We start from the raw sequence: 20,615 nt of genomic DNA, 5'->3' as shown, positions 1-20,615 counted from the left end.
TAAAAGATGTATTTGAAATACATTAATTATGTCCATTTTGTTAAAGATGTATTTTACATATTGCTTTAAAGGGATGAAAGCGTTATATTGTAATCACGAAAGGATGGTAAGCGATATGTTAAAACAAGAAACAGTACAAATTATTAAATCAACAGTTCCTGTGTTAGAGGTTCATGGTGTAGAAATTACAAAGACGTTTTACAAAAATATGTTTCAAGCTCATCCAGAATTATTAAATATTTTTAATCATGCGAATCAAGAAAAAGGTCGTCAACAAACAGCATTAGCAAATACAGTTTATGCTGCTGCAGTTCATATTGAAAATTTAGGAGCAATTTTGCCAGCAGTCATGCTTATTGCACATAAACATCGTAGCTTAGGTATTTTACCAGAGCACTACCCAATCGTTGGAGAAAACTTATTAAAAGCAATTAAAGAAGTGCTAGGTGACGCGGCAACAGATGAGATTATTAATGCGTGGGCTGAGGCATATGGCGTAATCGCAGATGTTTTCATTCAAGTAGAAGAGGATTTATATCAAAAGGCTGAAAGCAATGGTGGATGGCGTTTATTTAAACCATTGAAAGTAGCGAAGAAAGTAGTGGAAAGTGATTTAGTAACATCTGTTTACTTTGTTAATGAAGATGGTTCACCACTGCCAACGTACGAGCCTGGTCAATATATTAGTGTTCGTTTGACAATACCGGGTGAAGAATATTTAATGAATCGTCAATATACACTTTCACAAGCAAGTGCAGAGGATGGCTATCGTATTTCTGTGAAACGTGAAAATGACCAAACACCAAACGGCAAAGTATCAAACTTTATTCATGATCACTTGCAGGTTGGAGATTTAGTAGATGTGAGTGCGCCAGCAGGATTATTCGTGTTAGAGGAAACAACTGCGCCAATTACATTTGTAAGTGGTGGTATTGGTGTAACACCGTTAAATAGCATGCTGCAATCATTAAGCACAGATACAATGAATGAGGTTAACTTTATCCAATGTGCTCGCAATGAGAAGGTAGTAGCATTTAGCGATGATATTCAAGAAAAAGTAAATGCATTACCAAATGCATCGTACACAGCGTTATATTCTGATAAGGACGAGCTTATTACAAAAGAATTATTAGCAGAAAAAATCGCTGATAATGCTGATGTTTATGTATGCGGTCCTGTAGGCTTTATGGAGGCTGTTATTAAAAATTTACAAGAAATTGGCGTGAAGGACGAAAAAATTCACTATGAATTTTTCGGACCAGCTATGCAACTAGCTTAATAAAATAATGGATTTCCCTGCTATAAGTAAATGCTTGTAGCAGGGATTTTTTTGTGGGTGACGGATAGAACGAATAATATGACGGATGGCGCCAGCATTTTGACGGATAGCATACAAATTATACGTTGACAATATACCTTATGGGGTATATTATAAATTCCATATTAGTGTATAGAGGGTGGTGAATCATTAGCTTGGAAGCGTGGGTTATTATTGCAATAATCGCAGTGTTTTTTATATGGCGACTTCTGCCAGCGAAAGGAGTTCAATCTATTTCAACAACACAATTAAAGACGGTGTTGCATGATAAAGATAAGGTGTTTATTGATGTGCGCACACCAGCTGAGTATAAGGGGCGCAATATCCCACAATTTAAAAATATGCCACTAGGTTCCAACTTTGACCAATTACCAAGGGATAAAGAAATTGTTGTGATTTGCCAAAGTGGTATGCGCAGTAATCAGGCATGTAAACAATTAAAAAAGCAGGGCTTTGAGCGTGTGATAAATGTTCGTGGTGGTATGAGCGCCTATTAAGGGGGGAGGATTGTAGCTATAGTAGTCCTATATTTTTTTGTTAAAAATAATACCCTTTGAGGTATATGGAGGTTTTGATAAGTATGAAGGCAGATGCTCAGTTAGATGCTAAAGGGCTTTCTTGCCCAATGCCAATTGTAAAAACAAAAAAGGCGATGGCTGATATAGCGGATGGGCAAGTTTTAGAAGTGTGTGCAACAGATCGAGGATCAAAGGCTGATATTGCGGCATGGGCTGAAACGGTTGGTCATCAATATATTGGTACGCTAGAAACGGATGGTGTTCTGAAGCACTATATTCGTAAATGTGCTAGTGAGCTTACAGAGGAAATGACATTTGAACAAACAATTGATTTAGAGCAGATTACTCAACGAAAGGGGCTTATCCTAGATGTACGTGAGGAAGCGGAATTTGCTTTTGGGCATATTGCAAAAGCGAAATCTATCCCAATAGGTGAGCTGGAGGCACGACTCTCTGAGCTTGATAAGGAGCAGGAGATTTATGTGATCTGCCGCACGGGTGTACGCAGTGATCTAGCTGCTCAAAGGCTAGCAGCACATGGATTTACAAAGGTATTTAACGTCTTGCCAGGAATGACCTCCTGGACAGGTGATTTACTAAAAAATATTTAATTGGGGGAATGGATTATGTCAAACAAAGTAGCGGTTATTGCGAGTAATGGTGGGTTATTTGATGCATATAAGGTATTTAATATTGCGACAGCAGCGGCAGCTTCTAACAAAGAGGTAGCAATCTTTTTTACATTTGAAGGACTGAACTTTATTCATAAGCAGGGTATGCATGCACTACCAATGCCTGCAGGAGCGGAACGTTATGCGGAGGGTTTTGCAAAGGCAAATGTGCCAGCTATTCCTCAACTGGTGGAAATGGCGCAGGAATTAGGTGTAAAGTTTATTGCTTGTCAAATGACAATGGATGTAATGGGTTTAACGACTGCTGATTTTATTGATGGAATAGAGAGTGGTGGAGCTGTAACATTTCTTGAATTTGCGAAGGATGCCGCACCGTCATTATCATTCTAGGGATGGGGACTTGAAGGCGCAGAGAAGCTATAAAAAGCATTAAATTTATACCTATGGAGGTAAAGTGTATGTCAATACAGAAATGGAACGCATCACAAGTTGCTAAAAGGGTTATTAACAATGAAAAGCTGTTTATTTTAGATGTTCGTAATGCAGATGCATTTGAGGATTGGAAAATTGATGGTCATCAGTTTGAATATCTGAATATACCTTATTTTGAATTATTAGATGGAGTTGAGGGGATTTTACCTAAAATTCCAACTGATAAAGAAGTTTTAGTAGTTTGTGCAAAAGAAGGATCATCCGTGATGGTTGCTGAGATGTTATCAGAAGCTGGTCGTGACGCTGCTTATTTGGCAGGGGGGATGAAATCTTGGAGTGAATATTTAGAGCCCATTAAAGTTGGTGATTTAACAGGTGGTGGCGAGCTTTACCAATTTGTCCGTTTAGGGAAGGGCTGTCTATCATATATGGTTATTTCTGAGGGAGAGGCAGCAATTATTGATGCAGTTCGTTTTACAGATGTATTTACAAGCTTTGCAGAAAAACAGGGCGTTAACATTAAATATGTTTTTGATACACATTTACATGCTGACCATATTTCAGGTGGACGCCATATCGCAGCGGCAACTGGTGCAACCTATTATTTACCACCGAAGGATGCAGAAGAGGTTGTATTTAGTTATACACCGCTAATAGATGGTATGACTATTAAAATTGGAGCATCGAAAATAGCTGTAGGAGCAATCTATTCACCTGGTCATACAATTGGTTCTACATCATTTGTAGTTGATAACAAATATTTATTAACAGGGGATATTTTATTTATTGATTCGATTGGACGTCCAGATTTAGCAGGGCTTGCTGAAGATTGGGTGGGGGATTTACGAGCTACGCTTTATAAGCGTTATCGTGAATTGTCAGATGAGCTTATTGTCTTACCAGCGCATTTTATGATTATTGAAGAGCTGAATGAGGATGGTACGGTTGCCAAACGACTAGGTGATTTATTTGCACAAAACCATGGCTTAAATATTCAAGATGAAGAAGAGTTTAAACGTGTAGTGACAAATGAATTACCGCCACAGCCAAATGCGTATCAGGAAATTCGTCAAGTGAATATGGGGAAAATAAATCCAACGTTAGACGAGCAAACAGCAATGGAGATTGGACCAAATCGCTGTGCTGTACGCTAAAATATGTGAAGGCACAACGAGTCATAGAGCTTGTAAGTTTGGTGGGTACAACCTTGAAAATCCATTTTGCTAGGCTGAAGGAAGTTCCAATTAGTTGCAAAAGGAAATGCCTATTATGAAAATAAAAAAAACATGGCTACATTAAATATAGGAGAAATTCAGGGTGTGTCATTACATTTTTAATTCAGAAAGTATAGAGCGAGTGGAGGGTTGTCTATGAAAGTAGAGCAGCCCTTCTTGCTCTTTATGGATTGTTGCCAGAAAGAAGGTAAGCTAAATGGATATTGTGTGGATTATCACCATATTTTGTCTTGGTTTTATCGGCTCATTTGTATCAGGGATGCTAGGTATTGGCGGTGCTATTATAAACTTTCCGATGTTGTTGTATATCCCGCCATTATTAGGTTTTGAGGGCTTTTCAGCGCATGAGGTGTCAGGGATTAGTGCGATTCAAGTGCTTTTTGCCGCCCTTGCTGGTGTATGGGTATATCGTAAAGGTGGGTATTTAAATAAATCACTTATTCTTTATATGGGTAGTGCTGTTTTAATGGGTAGCTTTGTAGGTAGCTTCGGCTCGAAATTTTTATCAGGGTCTAGCATTAATATTGTGTATGGCATTCTTGCGATTATTGCCGCTGTGATGATGTTTATCCCGAAAAAACAAATAGATGATAAACCGATGCGGGAGGTTACATTTAACAAGCTTCTCGCAGTGCTATTAGCATTTATTGTTGGTGTTGGTTCAGGGGTTGTAGGAGCAGCAGGTGGGTTTTTATTAGTGCCAATTATGCTTGTTATTCTAGGCATTCCAACGCGGATGACGATTGCAACGAGCCTTGCGATTACATTTATCTCCTCGATTGGAGGGTCAATTGGCAAGGTGATGACAGGTCAAGTTGCTTATTATCCAGCGCTTATTATGATTATAGCGAGCCTTATTGCAGCTCCTCTTGGCGCAAGAGTGGGTAAAAGAATCAATACAAAAGTTTTACAATGGATTTTAGCGGGACTTATTTTAGTAACAGCTATTAAAATTTGGATGGATATTATTTAATGAACAAGTTAGAAGAGGTTGTGCGAAAGAGTTTTCGCACAACCTCTTCTAATCTATAGTGGCTCATAGCAAATATAAATGACGAAAAATTTTAGATGGGCTTTGCAAAAGAATGTGGCTGCCTAAATTTGCTATACTAGCGGTAGGAAAAAATGGAGGTGGCCCTGTTGATTTTTTTGAAGTTTTTGCTCCAAATTATCTTTGTATCAGGATTGATTTATATTGTTAGCGGACGTTTAGTTGGCTCAAATATTCATTTTGTGCGCAGAGTGCTATCTGTGGTAATTAGTGTGACACTAACCTCTTTTGTTTACTGGTACTCTTATTTGCGTCATACGGACTTTTTATCAGAAACAATGATGCAAACTGTTACAGAGGTTAGTACGCTTATTTGGATTGGTAGTATGCTGCTTATTTCCATGCTGCTTTATTTAGTGTTTGAGCTGTTTGATCCAAGTGGTATTACGGCTGGAGATCGTCGAAATGGTCAAAAATCTTTATTTTTTCGCTTACGTAGTTATTGGCGGCAGCAGAAACGCTTGCGTCAGGTGCTAAAAATCGCTGTAACCAATGGTGTTGTGCAAACGATTAAATATGCAAGGCAACGTGAAAATGAAAAAGAGCTTGCTATTGCACTGCGAGCGACATTGGAGCAATGTGGCGGGATTTTTATTAAATTTGGACAGGTGCTATCTACACGTAAGGAATTATTTACGCCCGTATTTATCGAAGAGCTAGAGAGGCTACAGCATCGCGTAAAGCCTTTAGCAACTGAACAAGTAACAACAATTTTAGAAGAATCCCTTCCTCAACCAACCAATGAAGTATTCAGCCAATTTCAAATGGAGCCTATTGCATCAGCTTCTATTGGGCAAGTACATAGGGCACGACTGAAAAATTATGATGAGGTTGTTGTCAAGCTACTGCGTCCAGAGGTAAAAGGCATTATGCGTGATGACCTCGAAATTTTAGAGGAGTTTGCCAATTGGCTCACAGCAAAATCAACATGGGCAGAGTCATTAGGCTTTCGTGAGCTAGCTGTTGGATTTGCGGATGGGCTGCGTGAGGAAATCCATTTAGATATTGAGGTACGCAATACATTACAAGTAAAAAATGCGCTTGCGAAAAGTGATTATCAAGTTCGAATTCCTAAGATTTATACAGCATATAGCAATGAAAATATTATTGTGATGGAGTATATTCGTGGAAAAAGTGTGGCGGATGGTGCATCTGAATTTAAGCGTTTAGCCATTGATCATCGAGAATTTGCTAGAACAGTACTCTATTCTTTTTTTGAGCAAATGCTTTTTTCAGGTATTTTTCATGCAGATCCGCATCCAGGCAATATTTACATTGATGAAAGAGATGGCACACCAGTTTTGCTTGATTTTGGGGCAGTGGGTCGCTTGGGCGCTACACAGCAAGAGGGCTTAAAGCTATTTTTAATGGGCATCCAACTGAATGATTCAAGTATTTTGTACGATGGCTTAACATTATTAGTGGAAAATGCAGATCATGCAGAACGTGCAAGGATGGAGCAGGCAATCGATCAAATTTTACTGAAAATTTCTTATGTGGATCGTATACCTACGGAGGAATTGATTCATGCCTTATTTACAGTTGTGCGTGATTTTGGTTTAGCCTTCTATCCAGCTGTAGGCTTGGCACTTCGCTCGTTAGTAACACTTGATGGCACATTGCGTGTGATTGATCCACACTTTGATATTTTTACAGAGGCAAAGGATTTTTCTGCTACTTATATGCGGGCATCTTTACTAAAGCCATTTAAGGAACCGATGGCGACAAAGGAACGTCTGCAAGAAGAGTTATCTATGCTCATTCCAACATTAAGAAAAATGCCAAGAAGGGTCGACCAGCTTATTCAACGCGTTGAAAGTGGAAAAATTATTTTACATCATGATGTGTTTTCAGATGAGCATAATGCTCGCTTTATTACACAGCTATTTTCTCGTTTTGTACTGCTGCTTGTTGGAATTACATTTGGTATCATATCGGTAGCACTTTTAGCTATTTCACAATTTATCCATGCTTCTTATGCGGTTTATTTAAATACAGCAGCTTATTTAGGCTTATTTTTATGCGCCATTTTATTGGTAAGATTGTCCATACAAGCATTGCGTTCTATGAAGCAATAGGTAGAGGAATTTTTTTCCCTACCTTTTTTCTTTGGCATATCGTCATGAAATATTACAAAAGTGTTACAAAGTCGCATCTAGGTATATTGTCGAATAAGTAAAAAGTGGTGGTATATAGAATAATGTTGTATTTTGTAGAATAAATAAGTATTTATACGAATGTTACAGAAATATTTCGAGTTTTACTAATGTATTAAATAGAGAAGAAATAGTATAAAAGTTATGTTAATAATGCTAAACTTTATAAGGCTGAGATAAATATAAGAACAATTCATTAATATTACAAATCGTTCGAGTGATGATAGAAAGTACAAAGAGCGAAATTGATAGACGAAAGGAAATGAAGGAAACGTGGGTAAGCGCAATAAATGGCGTAAGTCAATGGTACTAACATTAGCACTAGCTGGCGGATTATTATTTAATACAATTCAACCAACAGAAGTTCATGCAGAAGAAACTTCCCAACAAATGATTGAGAAAAAAGCTCAAATAGATGCAGAAGTTAAAAAATTACAAGAAGAACTAACGAAACTACAAAAAGAGATCGACGCAAAAGTAAAAGTTTTTAATCAAGTGCAAGCTGAAATTAAAGAAGTCGATGCTAATATCGTTGAAACAGAAAAACGTATTGAGCAACGTTCTAAAATTTTAAGCGAGCGTATGGCTGCATACCAAGCACAAGATAATACAGTAGGTGTTTATTTAAATGTTGTACTTGAAGCGAAAAGCTTTGCAGATTTAATGGACCGCGTTGTAGCTGTAAAAACATTAATGGATGCTGACCAAGAATTAGTGGATCAGCAAGAAGCGGATAAAGCTAGCTTAGAGCAACAAAAAGCTACGTTAGATCAAAAACAAAAAGAGCTTCAAAAACAATTCCAAGAGCTTCAGCAAAAGGAAAGCGAAATGGAAGTGAAAAAGGCTGAAAACGAAGCCAAATCACTTGCATTAAAAGCGCAAATTGCAACGAAGCAAGAGGAAGAACGCTTAGAAGCAGAGCGTAAAGCAGCTGAGGAAGAAGCAGCTCGTCTACGTGCACTGCAAGCAGCAACACCAGTTGTTCAACAAGCGACGGCTGCTGGTAACGCAGCACCGCAAATTACTGTTGGCTCAGGCGCTGGTACTGCATCTTCAGGCGGTGCTATTGCGACAGCTAAGCAGTTCCTAGGTCGTTCATATGTTTGGGGTGGTAGCAATCCATCAACAGGCTTTGACTGCTCAGGTCTTGTGCAATGGTCTTACAAGCAAGCAGGCGTTTCGTTACCACGTACAGCATCACAACAATATTTAGCAACACAGCGTATTTCGGCAAGTGAAGCACGTGTTGGTGACTTAGTATTCTTTAGCTATGGCTCAGGTGTAGCACACGTAGGTATTTACTTAGGCAACAATACAATGATCAACGCACAAAATAAAGGTGTTGTTATTGAATCACTTGATTGGTGGAATCAATACTTAGTAGGCTTTGGCCGTATTTAATAAATAGCAACATTATAAAAAGGTCATCTTTGTAGAATTAACATACAAAGATGACCTTTTTTAAATTTTGAACTTTAGCTTAATAACACCTGTTTCTTTTAATGCAATAAAGAAAATAATCACGAAAGGTCCGACTAAAAGGCCGATAATGCCAAATAGCTTTAGACCGATAAACATAGCAATAAGTGTAGGTAGTGTAGATAAACCAATATGCTCACCCATTAATTTAGGCTCGACTACACGACGAATAATAAGTAAAATAACAGCTAGAATGAATAATTTTACAGAAATCGCTGTGTTTCCCATCAACAAGTGATATAGCCCCCAAGGAGCCAATATAATAATCGAGCCAAGAAAAGGAATAATATCAATAAGCCAAATAATAATCGTCATTGTAATAGCATACTTCGGCTGGATTAGCAGTAAACCAATAAGTGTGACGCCTCCAATAATAAAGCTAACAAATAAATGTGCCTTCATATAGCCTACCGTTGCATCCTTTAAGCGATTGACAATCACTTTTATTTTTTGTGCAGTATTAGGCTTTAAATATTTATAGGTCATTTGCTTTAGTTTCGGCAAATCAAGCATAAAAAGAAATAGGGCAATCATATAAACGAGAAGACTGATAAATAGACTTGGAATCTCAGAAAAGAAGGCTGAAACTTTGCTATAATTAAAGAAGTTTAAAAAGGATACTTCTATTGTCTTGATAAAATCCATTGTAGTATGTTGCAGTGAAGCACTTACTTCAGGTGGAAAGTCTTCTGTGTATTTTGAAATATTTTCTTGCATATGAAGCCACATATCTGATAGCTTGGAAATATAATAAGGAGCCTGCTTCGATAGTAAAATGATTTGCGACATAATTTGTGTAATGGAAAAGTAGCAAATAATAGAAATTAAGATAACACTTACTATATAAATAAAGGCAACTGCAATTTTTCTTGACATTTTCCAACGCCTTGTAAAGAACATGACAATAGGCTCTAAGAAAAATGCACTAATACCTGCAAGTATTAGAGGCATAGATACAGGGATAATAAAATAAGCAGCTACGATTAGGGCAAGAATCACAAGTAATCGAAAAAGCCATTTTTTAATATTTAATTTATTCATAAACTCACCTTCTTTGCGACAAAAATTAAGTTAAGTGTACCATAAATAAAATTGTAATAGGTTCTGAAACAATAAAGGTAGGGATAACTTATGGAAAAAGAGATTTTGCAACTTTTCAGTAATCTAACAGAGCGTGACCAAGCTACTCAACAAGAATCCTACGAGAAATTGCTTAAAATTATGGAAGAACCTGTAGATTGGACATATGCAGTTTGGGAACAGCTTATTCAAGCTCTTACATATAGAAATGTATATTCTCGTGCACGTGCTGCACAAATTTTATGTGCTTTAGCTGCTAAAAGTGATCCAGAGGAAAGAGTATTAGAGGACTTTTTAAAAATTTGGGCAGTAACATATGATGATAGGACGGTTACGGCAAGACATGCATTGCAGGCTATTTGGAAAATTGGTCTGGCAGGTCCTGTACAAAGGGATTTAGTCGTGTCGTATTTAGCGAAAAGATTTCAAACTTGCTTAGATGAAAAACACCCTACACGTATCCGCCATGATATTATTGTATCTTTTAAAAATTTATATGATGAATTACAAGACCCAAAACTATTGGAGATTGCGTATCGATTAATAGATGAAGAGCAGGAAATTCAATATAAAAAGAAATACAAGTCAGCCATCCGTTTACCGTAGCGAGATGGTATTTTTTAATTGTTGAACATATAGATAGGGATGGGCAAATAATTCCTGTATCAATAACGATTACCGTTATTTTTTAGTGTGAACATTGGAATGAATTGCAATTGTTCTATAAAATAGAAATAAGCATGTTTAATTATTTAGGGAGGTATAGTAAATGAAACAGTTAGATATAAAGGCTGTACCATTTGAGGCGGTCTATAATTTTCGAGATATGGGTGGCTATAAAACAAGGGATGGTCGGTCAGTAAAAAATGGTTTATTTTATCGTTCAGCAGCACTCGGTAAAATGACAGTAGCAGATAAAGAGTTATTTGAAACGTTAGGTATTAAAACAATTTTTGATTATCGTGATCCACAAGAGGTACAAAGTAATCCAAATCCTGTTTTTCCTCATACACATTATATTCAAATACCTGCAAAGGGCAAGCAGGCATTCGAAATGCCGACAAACACGGGAGCTAGCAATTTTTATAAAGATATAAGTGCTGATATGTTTCGCGATTTCTATGCACAAATGCCCTTTGGCAATCCATCCTTTCAGAAGCTCATGCAAACAATTCAAAATCCTGATGATTTAGGTCTTGTTCATCACTGTGCGGTTGGTAAAGATCGAACAGGTATCGGTAGCGCCCTTATTTTACTTGCTTTAGATGTTCCTGAGGAAACGATTATGGAGGACTACCTAGCGACGAATGTCTATTTGCGTCCAATGGTTGAGAAAATGTTACAGGTTATTCAACATCAGTCTAATGACCGAGAATTACAGCAATTCAATGCATTAATGTCTGCACGTGAGGAATATTTACAGACCGCATTTGATGCAATGGAACATCAATATGGCTCAAAGGCAGTTTATTTAGAGCAGGAGTTTGGACTAACAACTGCTAAGCGTGTACAGCTGCAATCTTTCTGCTTAATCTAAGTTAAAGCCCTTTCACTAGCTATGTGAGAGGGATTTTTGTTTGTTGCATAGAAAACCCTTTACAGCGTGAAATTTTATGATAAGATACAATAGATTTTTAACAAACTACAGGAGAAGTGAAGGTATTGGCAAATACATTGAAAGCAACGAATAAGTTGAGCTTATTTCATTTAACATGGCCGATTTTTTTAGAGGTCTTTTTATTTATGTTAATGGGACTAGCCGATACTTTTATGCTTAGTGCTTTATCAGATAATGCTGTATCAGGTGTTGGTGCAGCCAATCAATATATCCATATTGCTATCTTAATTCTTGAGGTGGTAGGAAATGGTGCATCTATTGTTGTTTCACAATATTTAGGGTCAAGACGCTTTTATGAAGCCGCAAAAATTTCTGCTTTAGCGATCACGATGAATTTAGCTCTTGGGTTTTTAATGAGCTTGATGTTCCTGTTATTTTCTAGTCGTTTAATGACAATGATGAACTTGCAGGGAGAGGTGCTTCAATATGCACAAAGCTATTTAGTTATTATTGGTAGCTTTATTTTTTTACAGGCGATTATTAATGCACTTGCAGCAATTATTCGTGTGCATGGTTGGACAAAACAAACGATGTATGTATCATTAGGCATGAATGTCCTGCATGTCGTATTAAATTATGGCCTTATTTTTGGGAATTTAGGCTTGCCAGAGCTAGGTGTAGAGGGTGCAGCAATCTCCTCTGTTATTAGCCGTGGGGTAGCTGTATTGGTATTTTTCTGGCTGCTGTATCAAGCTATGGAAGTACGTATAAAACTGCGCTATTATTTCGAATACTCAAAGGAATATGTACGGAAAATTTTAAATATTGGTTTACCCTCTGCATTTGAACAAGTGCTGTATCAGTTTTGTCAAATTATCTTTTTATATTATGCCACATATTTAGGTGCAGAAACGTTAGCAGCTCGTCAATATGCAATGAATATTTCTATGTTTACCTATTTATTTGCGATCGCTATTGGTACAGGGACAGCGATTATTATTGGACGTGCGGTTGGTGCAGGGCAAAAGGAGGAGGCTTATCGACAGCTATGGCTAAGTGTACGTACAGCGTTTGTGTTTACAATGATTATGGTAACGCTTGTAACACTTTTCCGAAAGCAACTTATGCATATTTTTACCGATAATCCTGAGGTTATCGCAATCGGTGCAGCTGTGTTAGCTTTAAGTATTGTGCTTGAAACAGGGCGTACAATGAATATTGTTATTATTAACTCTTTACGCGCTTCAGGCGATGCAAGGTTTCCTGTGAAAATTGGCTTTCTATCTATGCTTTGTATAAGTGTTCCACTTGGCTATGTCCTTGTTTTTATACTAGATTTAGGCTTGGTAGGTATTTGGCTAGCTATCTCAACAGATGAATGGTTACGTGCAATTCTTGTATACTTTAGATGGAAAAGCCGTAAATGGGAACGCTTTGCACTTGTTTCACCTAATGAACAGAAGGAGGCGTAGATATGGGAGCACTTTCTAAACGTGCGATAGGAGCAGCATTAATGGAGCAGCATATTGCTCTTTTCGCTTGTCCAATTTGTCAAAGCGCTATGCATGTCTATGAGCAGGGCAGACTTGTTTGCTCTGCTAATCATTCTTTTGATATTGCTAAGCAAGGCTATGTCAATATGCTGACGCATGGTGCTACGTCAAAATATAGTAAAGATTTATTTGAATCTCGCAAGGCTGTCATTGATAGTGGTATTTATGATGCGATAGAGGCGAAAATTGCTGAACTTCTTGCGTCTGCGAATACCATTCTTGATACTGGCTGTGGAGAAGGGTCACATTTAGCCCGTATTATGGCTGAAAAAAGTACAGGTATTGGCGTTGGCATTGATATTGCGAAGGAAGGAATTGTAGCTGCTGCTCGTCACTATCCTAAGCAAATTTGGTGTGTTGGTGATTTAGCGAAAAGTCCTTTTGCTCAAGCGAGCTTTGATGCGATTTTAAATATTTTATCACCTGCTAATTATGAGGAATTTAAACGACTTCTTGCCCCTGGTGGCTGTGTCATTAAAGTTGTGCCACAAAGCGGCTATTTACAGGAGCTTCGTGCACAATTATATGCGGATTCCAGCAAGGAAACGTATTCCAACGAACAAATTGTGGCGCGTTTCCAGGAGAGTTTTCGTGAGGCTTATGTAGAACGGATTACCTATACATTGCCACTTGCGGAGGAGCTTGTACCAGCATTGCTAGAAATGACACCGATGGGCTGGCATAAAAAAGGTGATGCAGCAATTATGTTAAATACTATTACAATTGATGTAGATTTATTGCTAGGAAGGGTTTAGGTACAATACCTGTAATTGCAGTATACTGGTCTTTTCGATTACAATAGTAGTAACTATTGAATAAGGTAGGAATGTAACGGTGTATAAATTAGCAGCGAATATTGTCAAAGTAATTTTAAAACTAATGGGCTCAAAAGCTCGTGTATATGGAGAAGAAAACTTACCGAAAGATGGTGGGTTTATTATTGCTTGTACACATACAGGCTATGTTGATATTTTAAACCTTGGGGTAGCAATGTATCCAAGGGAAGTGCACTTTATGGCGAAGAAGCAATTATTTGATATGAAGGGTCTTGGCTGGTTAGTTAAGCATTTAAACGCCTTTCCAGTAGATCGTGATAATCCAGGTCCAAGCGTTATTAAAATACCCTCACAGCTATTAAAGGAGGGAAAAATCGTAGGGATTTTCCCCTCTGGTACACGCAATGCAGAAGGAACGGATTTAAAGCAAGGAGCCATTACTATTGCACAACTAGCAAAGGCTCAAATTGTGCCAGCAGCTTATGTAGGTGCACGTAATGCTGGAGATGTGTTAAAGCGTGGGAAGGGCTATTTAATCTATGGCGAGCCGTTTTATGTAACAGGTAAAGGTAAAGAAGGTCGCGAACAATTTACACAGCACCTTGAGCACGAACTGGTTGCTTTAACAGAAGAATTGCAAAAGCGTATTGCAGCAAAATAAAAAACTAGCACTCAGAATCATCGTGATTTTGGGTGCTTTGTTATAGGAGGAATAGTAATGATTCGGGTACTTTTCGTATGTTTGGGTAATATATGTCGTTCGCCAATGGCAGAGGCAGTGATGCGTGATTTAGTGGAGAAAGAGCATTTGACGGATAAAATCGAAGTGGATTCTGCTGCTACAAGTGCATGGCATATAGGTGAGCCTCCTCATAAAGGAACACAGGATAAGCTCAGCGAATTTGGTATTTCTACAAAGGGCATGCAAGGGCGACAATTGCAAAGAATTGATCTTGAGCAGTTCACATATATTATTGGGATGGATGACAGCAATGTTCGCAATATCCGAACGATGCTAGGCAATCCTGATTCACCAAAGATTTTTCGCTTTTTAGATTTAACAGAGCATCGTAAGGACGTTCCTGATCCTTACTACACAGGAGATTTTCAAGAAACCTATGAGCTAGTTTTAGAGGGCTGTCAGGCATTATTAGCAAAAATTAAACAAGAACAGCTGCTAGGTTAGTTTTTCAGAATTTATTGCCTTAAGCATCGCTCTATCTAGCTTTACAGGCATCATTGTGTTATTATTTGCAGAGTAAAGATACGATAAGTATTTAATTACCATTTACAGATATGCAATTGCATATCTGTAATTTTGATAAATTTATTCTTTGAAAGAGAGTGGAAACAATGGGTCGTAAGTGGAATAATATTAAAGAAAAGAAAGCGTCTAAAGATCAAAGCACAAGCCGTATTTATGCCAAATTTGGGCGTGAAATTTATGTGGCAGCTAAATCAGGCGAACCAGATCCAGAGTCAAACCGTGCACTGAAAGTAGTGCTTGAGCGTGCAAAAACATACAGTGTCCCTAAACATATTATAGAAAAGGCAATTGATAAAGCTAAAGGAGGCGGTGATGAAAGCTTCGATGAATTACGCTACGAAGGCTTTGGGCCAGCAGGTACAATGATTATTGTGGATGCCCTAACAAACAATGTGAATCGTACAGCATCTGATGTTCGTGCAGCATTTGGTAAAAATAACGGCAATATGGGTGTAAGTGGCTCTGTAGCGTATATGTTCGACTCAACGGCTGTTATTGGCTTAGAAGGTAAAACGGCTGATGAAGTTCTAGAGATTCTTATGGAAGCAGATATTGATGCTCGTGATATTTTAGAAGAAGAGGAAACAGTTATTATTTATGCAGAGCCTGACCAATTCTTTGCGACACAAGAAGCATTAAAGGCTGCGGGTGTTGAAGAATTTACAGTAGCAGAGTTGTCAATGCTACCACAAACAGAGGTAACATTAACAGGTGATGATGTAGCCAAATTTGAAAAATTAATTGATGCATTAGAAGATTTAGAGGATGTACAAAACGTTTTCCATAATGCTGATTTAGGTGAATAAATAAAGAACGAAAACCAGTAGCTATCATTTGGCTACTGGTTTTTCGTTAGAACGTGTATGATAAAAGGACAGTAAGGCGTTTTTTACAATCTATATTAACACTATAGTCATAGTTTTTTGTCGAATTACCTGAAAAGTAGTACAATAGAGAATTGTAAAATATTAATATGCTAGAGGAGGAAAGTATGAGGACAAGTAAATTAAGCAATAAAATCGTATTAATGTCATTATTAATGCTAGTCGCTTTATTAGCCTTTTTTATTATAATGACAGTTTATACAGCAAAGTCGTCCGTGAATAAAACAATGGGTATACAGGCAGTTGTAGTTGCTGAGAATATTGCAAAATATTTAGATGCAGATGATTATGCTATGCTTTCTGAAGAACCAATAGAATCGGAATTATACTGGCAGCTACGAGAAGAGCTTAATGAATTACGTGAAATGAACGGTGTACTCTATGCTTATACTTTCGCAGTGCCGGGAGATGATCAAAAAGTTCGGTTTTTAGTAGATGGTATGCCTGCAGATGATATAGAAAATTCAGGAGCTATAGGTGATGAATCATCCTCTACATCGTATAAAGATATTGCAAAAGTAATCGATGATGGTAGTTATTATAGTGAAATTTTACATAGTGATTTTGGTGATTATATATCAGGTACCGTGCCATTAAAGGATGAGTCTGGTCATGTTGTTGCCTTTGTAGGAGTAGATATAGAAGCGACAGAGGTAAGTAGTGTGGCTAGTGATGTGCTAGCTTCGATTTTGCCTACATTAATTGTAGTCATATTAGTTTTAATCGGTATTGTAATGTTTATTATGTATAGCTACATAAACCGAGCGTTAAAGCCATTGGCAACTTTAGGAGCGGTAGCTGAAAGCTTTGCACAAGGAGATATTGTAAAGGCAACAAATGAAGTCGACAATATCCAATTGAAGGGCAACAATGAAATTACTGTTTTTGCAAAAGCTTTTAAGGAATCATTGGAAAAATTAAAAGCAACATTCCAAACAATTCAGCAAAGAACAGTCGCTCTACAAAATGTTATTCATAAAATAGATACAACAACACAAAATGTAGAAGCTTCTAACAGTCAAATTGCAGACCGTATGGTGGAAATCGCTGCTGGTAGTGAGCAGCAGCAGCACAACAATCAAGAGGTTGTATTAACGATGAATGAAATGTCGATCGGTATTCAACGTTTAGCAGATACAACGTCTGAAATTGCAGAATCATCCTCAATGATGACGGATTTAGTGGAAACAAGCGTTAATCATTCCCAAGATGTTGTATCGCAAATTCAAAGCGTAGAGTCTTCCGTGTTCCGAACGGCTAATCATGTAGAGGAAATGGGTGAAAAATTCCGTTCAATTGAAGAGATGGTAACAATTATTACAAGTATTGCTGAGCAAACAAATTTATTGGCATTAAACGCAGCCATTGAAGCAGCAAGGGCTGGGGAAGCAGGTAAGGGCTTTGCAGTAGTAGCAGACGAGGTACGTAAACTTGCAGAAATGTCAAAGGAGTCTGCTGATAAGATATACATGCAGTTAGCAAGCTTTAAAAATATTACAGCACGGGCATTGCAGGAGATGTCTAGTAGTACAAAGGATGTACAAGCAGGCACTGAAGCAGTACAGCATATTGGTGAAAGCTTAGAGCAAATCTTGCAATCTGTTGTTGAGGTAAATAATAAAATTCAAGATGACTCAGCGGTAATTGAAGAAATGTCAGCTGGCTCTGAAGAAGTATTAGCCACTGTGGAGCAGATGAGCAATATTGCACAGCGAAGTGCACAAGGCACGAAAGAGGTGGCGGCAGCCTCAGATTTACAAGTAACAATGGTTTCTGAATTAAATGAGGTGGTGGCTATTTTAGATCAAACATCAAAAGAAGTAATTGAAGCAATTAATACATTCAAATTATCATAATTATAAAACTATTTCTCTATAAGGGATAACTTTATGGAGAAATAGTTTTTTTTATAAAAAACAAGCTTTTATAAGGTAATATTTACTACTAAAGTAATGAATCATTATATATGAAAATAAGCCATATTAAGGGAATAAAGAAAATAATTTGTGCTTTACCCATTGAGAAAACTTTCAAACCATAACATAATAGAAATTAATATATTGTTGAACGCAGAAAATAGGGGGAGGTACATATATGAAGTTTTTACGTTCAATTCAGGGGAAACTAATTATTATTTCATTAGCATTATTGATTATACCGAGTTTAATAATTGGTTTAGTGAGTTATGGGAAAGCGAAAAACGGAATGGAGGAAATTGGGCAGCAGGTTATTCGTAATAGTGTTGAATCTGCTGTGCAATTAATTGAGCTAGCAAACGAAGGTGTTGAAAGGGGCGATATATCTTTAGAGGAGGCGCAGGAGAGAGTACGTGAGGCGTTTCTTGGCCCTAAAGATAGCGAGGGCAAGCGACCTATTAATTATCCTGGTGATTTAGGCGAGTATGGCTATATTTATGTGTTAGATGATAAGGGGACATTAACAACACATCCAACGCGTGAAGGGGATAATCTTTGGGAGGACAAAGATAGTAGTGGTAACTATTTTATTCGAGAGGTAACGGAAAAGGCACTTGATGGTGGCGGCTTTACAGAATATGAATTTGAGCTGCCTGGGCAGGAGGTGCTAGCAGATAAAATTATTTATTCTATGAAAGACCCGCACTGGGGATGGATTGTTGCATCAGGCACGTATATGCAAGACTTTAATGAAGAAGCGAACTCCTTGTTGCTTGTTATTGGTATGACATTAGTAGGGGCTATTATTATAGGCACTATTATTGTTATTTTAGTGTCAAGACATTTGGCATTACCAGTTCTAAAGCTATCAAAACGTGTCCGTGAAGTAGCGAAGGGAAATTTAACTGTGGAAATTGAGCATTTACAGCGTTCCGATGAAATTGGACAGTTAAATGATGGCTTTAACGAGATGGTCAATCAACTGAAAACACTCATTTCAGATGTAGAGGAAGCCATTGTAGAAATACAATCTACATCAGCAAACTTAACTGCAGTTGCAGAAGAAACAAATGCCTATGGCGATGAAATTGTTAAAGCAATCAATGAAGTATCAAAGGGTGCAGTAAAGCAAGCATCTGATGCAGAAGATACAAACCGAACAGCTACTGATTTTGCTCAGCAAATTGAATTATTGCATGATAAAAATGAATTAATGCTTGATGCCTCGCAGCATATGCAAAAGTCAAATGAAGATGGGCTTATGAATATAGATAGCTTAAAAGAGAAATCACAGGAATCTTCAACGCTTATTCACAGCATTCAATCAGTATTTAGTAGTTTAATTGTTAAAGTGCGAGAGATAGAAGGCATTGTTGGCACAATTACGGAAATCTCTGATCAAACAAATCTGCTTGCATTAAATGCATCCATTGAGGCAGCACGAGCTGGCGAGCATGGTAAAGGGTTTGCGGTTGTAGCAGAGGAGGTAAGGAAGCTTGCTGACCAAACATCAGCTGCAACAGAGCTAGTTCACACTACATTAAAGGGTATTGAAAGAGAAACAAACTTAGTAAATGATGAAATGCAAAAAACCCATACTATTGTACGTCAGCAAAATGATTCTGTGGAGGTTACAGAGTTGTCCTTTAAGGAAATTAAGCTGGCAGTGGAAAAGATTATTTCTATTATTGGAGAGATGACAAATGGTGTTGAACATTTGAATAGCTCTAAAAATCATATTCTCCAATCGATTGAAAGTATTGCAACGATTAGTGAGAAAAATGCTGCAGCCTCTGAGGAAGTAACAGCATCTGTAGATGAACAGCAACGAGCAATTCAGCTTGTTAGTGAATCTTCCAATGATTTAACAGATGAAATAACAGCGCTTCAAGAATCTATTAAGCGTTTTGTACTAAGGTAGCCTTATATAATTATAAAAGATGTATTATGGTAGATTAAGGATGTTGTTGCTGTTACAATTGCGAGCGAGTAGTCAGAAATAGAAATCTACTCCTTACGATATTGATAAGAATTGCATAGACAGTTTTGTTTCGACACTATGGGGATGCTTTAGTACAAGCATCCTTTTTTTCTGTCAAACGTTAGTAAAAGGTAAAGGAGGGGTAGTTTGTGAAAAGATGGATAATAGGTGTGAGTATTCTGCTAGCAGGGGCAGGAACAATACTCTATATTTGGCTGGGAGAAGAAATTGAGCGAAATGCTGAATCAAATGCAGATGGTTCGGCTGACTATATGATTATATTAGGAGCTAAAGTAAAACCTGGTGGTGTGCCCTCACTGTCATTAAAAAGTCGTTTAGAGGCGGCAGTTCCATATTTAACGAGCTATCCACATGTAAAGGTAGTTGTTTCAGGAGGGCAAGGGCCAGATGAAGATCGTACAGAGGCATCTATTATGCAGGAATATCTTGAACGAAATGGTATTGATGCAGCTAGAATAATTGTGGAGGATAAATCTACATCCACCTATGAAAATTTAAAGTTTTCCAAGGAATTACTACCAAAAGACACAAAGAAAATTACGATTGTGTCGAATGACTTCCATCTTAAACGTGCAAAATATCTAGCCGAGTCTTTAGGCTTTGAAGGAGATGTTCTCGCAGCTAAAACACCGAAATCAGTAGAAGCTAAGCTAAGGATAAGGGAAAGGGCTGCTTTATTAAAAACATATATTGTAGGATATTAAATGTTTTGTGCAGAGGTATAATTGATAAATGATAAAATTTTGGCATATAATAGA

19 protein-coding genes are annotated in these 20,615 nt (G+C 37.6%); 18 read left to right on the top strand and 1 reads right to left on the bottom strand.

Annotation, left to right across the window (positions count from 1 at the left end; translation table 11 throughout):
- Window positions 1-115: 115 nt before the first annotated feature.
- From hmpA to MHB42_RS18605, 8 genes are all read left to right on the top strand, one after another.
- Entirely contained in the window at window positions 116-1,279 is a 1,164-nt protein-coding gene (hmpA, locus tag MHB42_RS18640) for an NO-inducible flavohemoprotein (protein ID WP_340808036.1), read from the top strand.
- 194 nt (window positions 1,280-1,473) lie between these two features.
- Window positions 1,474-1,815: a rhodanese-like domain-containing protein gene (locus MHB42_RS18635; protein ID WP_340808035.1), complete on the top strand. Its 342-nt coding sequence runs from the start codon at window positions 1,474-1,476 to the stop codon at window positions 1,813-1,815.
- Between the two features lie 83 nt (window positions 1,816-1,898).
- Window positions 1,899-2,447, top strand: coding sequence for a sulfurtransferase TusA family protein (locus MHB42_RS18630; protein ID WP_340808034.1), 549 nt, complete (start codon window positions 1,899-1,901; stop codon window positions 2,445-2,447).
- A 15-nt stretch (window positions 2,448-2,462) separates the two neighbouring features.
- Entirely contained in the window at window positions 2,463-2,858 is a 396-nt protein-coding gene (locus tag MHB42_RS18625) for a DsrE/DsrF/DrsH-like family protein (protein WP_340808032.1), read from the top strand.
- Between the two features lie 68 nt (window positions 2,859-2,926).
- A complete protein-coding gene (locus tag MHB42_RS18620) occupies window positions 2,927-4,054 on the top strand; it encodes an MBL fold metallo-hydrolase (protein WP_340808030.1) in 1,128 nt (375 codons plus the stop codon).
- A 277-nt stretch (window positions 4,055-4,331) separates the two neighbouring features.
- On the top strand, window positions 4,332-5,108 hold the full coding sequence (locus MHB42_RS18615) for a sulfite exporter TauE/SafE family protein (RefSeq protein ID WP_340808029.1): 777 nt from the start codon (window positions 4,332-4,334) through the stop codon (window positions 5,106-5,108).
- Window positions 5,109-5,275: 167 nt separating this feature from the next.
- Window positions 5,276-7,264: an ABC1 kinase family protein gene (locus tag MHB42_RS18610; protein ID WP_340808027.1), complete on the top strand. Its 1,989-nt coding sequence runs from the start codon at window positions 5,276-5,278 to the stop codon at window positions 7,262-7,264.
- Between the two features lie 351 nt (window positions 7,265-7,615).
- The gene (locus MHB42_RS18605; RefSeq protein ID WP_340808026.1) at window positions 7,616-8,743 is read left to right on the top strand and encodes a C40 family peptidase; all 1,128 of its coding nucleotides are present in this window, start codon (window positions 7,616-7,618) and stop codon (window positions 8,741-8,743) included.
- A gap of 60 nt (window positions 8,744-8,803) precedes the next feature.
- Here MHB42_RS18605 and ytvI read toward each other — a convergent pair whose 3' ends face one another.
- Window positions 8,804-9,862 (bottom strand): sporulation integral membrane protein YtvI, encoded by a 1,059-nt coding sequence (gene ytvI / locus MHB42_RS18600; protein ID WP_340808024.1) that lies wholly within the window; start codon window positions 9,860-9,862, stop codon window positions 8,804-8,806.
- Between the two features lie 90 nt (window positions 9,863-9,952).
- Between ytvI and MHB42_RS18595 the strand changes: the two genes are divergently transcribed.
- From MHB42_RS18595 to MHB42_RS18550, 10 genes are all read left to right on the top strand, one after another.
- A complete protein-coding gene (locus MHB42_RS18595) occupies window positions 9,953-10,507 on the top strand; it encodes a hypothetical protein (RefSeq protein WP_340808023.1) in 555 nt (184 codons plus the stop codon).
- A gap of 163 nt (window positions 10,508-10,670) precedes the next feature.
- Window positions 10,671-11,438, top strand: coding sequence for a tyrosine-protein phosphatase (locus tag MHB42_RS18590; protein WP_340808022.1), 768 nt, complete (start codon window positions 10,671-10,673; stop codon window positions 11,436-11,438).
- Window positions 11,439-11,563: 125 nt separating this feature from the next.
- Window positions 11,564-12,931 (top strand): MATE family efflux transporter, encoded by a 1,368-nt coding sequence (locus MHB42_RS18585; RefSeq protein ID WP_340808020.1) that lies wholly within the window; start codon window positions 11,564-11,566, stop codon window positions 12,929-12,931.
- Window positions 12,932-12,933: 2 nt separating this feature from the next.
- Entirely contained in the window at window positions 12,934-13,767 is an 834-nt protein-coding gene (locus tag MHB42_RS18580) for a putative RNA methyltransferase (RefSeq protein WP_340808019.1), read from the top strand.
- Between the two features lie 79 nt (window positions 13,768-13,846).
- Window positions 13,847-14,449 (top strand): lysophospholipid acyltransferase family protein, encoded by a 603-nt coding sequence (locus MHB42_RS18575; protein ID WP_340808017.1) that lies wholly within the window; start codon window positions 13,847-13,849, stop codon window positions 14,447-14,449.
- Window positions 14,450-14,506: 57 nt separating this feature from the next.
- A complete protein-coding gene (locus MHB42_RS18570) occupies window positions 14,507-14,974 on the top strand; it encodes a low molecular weight protein-tyrosine-phosphatase (RefSeq protein WP_340808015.1) in 468 nt (155 codons plus the stop codon).
- Window positions 14,975-15,141: 167 nt separating this feature from the next.
- A complete protein-coding gene (locus MHB42_RS18565) occupies window positions 15,142-15,861 on the top strand; it encodes a YebC/PmpR family DNA-binding transcriptional regulator (RefSeq protein WP_340808013.1) in 720 nt (239 codons plus the stop codon).
- Between the two features lie 185 nt (window positions 15,862-16,046).
- Complete coding sequence (locus MHB42_RS18560) at window positions 16,047-17,795, top strand: methyl-accepting chemotaxis protein (RefSeq protein ID WP_340808012.1); 1,749 nt, start codon at window positions 16,047-16,049, stop codon at window positions 17,793-17,795.
- Window positions 17,796-18,033: 238 nt separating this feature from the next.
- Window positions 18,034-19,776, top strand: a complete 1,743-nt coding sequence (locus MHB42_RS18555) for a methyl-accepting chemotaxis protein (RefSeq protein ID WP_340808010.1) — start codon at window positions 18,034-18,036, stop codon at window positions 19,774-19,776.
- A 209-nt stretch (window positions 19,777-19,985) separates the two neighbouring features.
- On the top strand, window positions 19,986-20,561 hold the full coding sequence (locus MHB42_RS18550; RefSeq protein ID WP_340808009.1) for a YdcF family protein: 576 nt from the start codon (window positions 19,986-19,988) through the stop codon (window positions 20,559-20,561).
- Window positions 20,562-20,615 lie beyond the last annotated feature (54 nt).

Origin of the sequence: Lysinibacillus sp. FSL K6-0232 (genome assembly GCF_038008325.1) — a bacterium.
Taxonomy (GTDB): domain Bacteria; phylum Bacillota; class Bacilli; order Bacillales_A; family Planococcaceae; genus Lysinibacillus.
The sequence above is the reverse complement of the archived record's forward strand: the minus strand, read 5'-3'. Positions and strand labels throughout refer to the sequence as shown.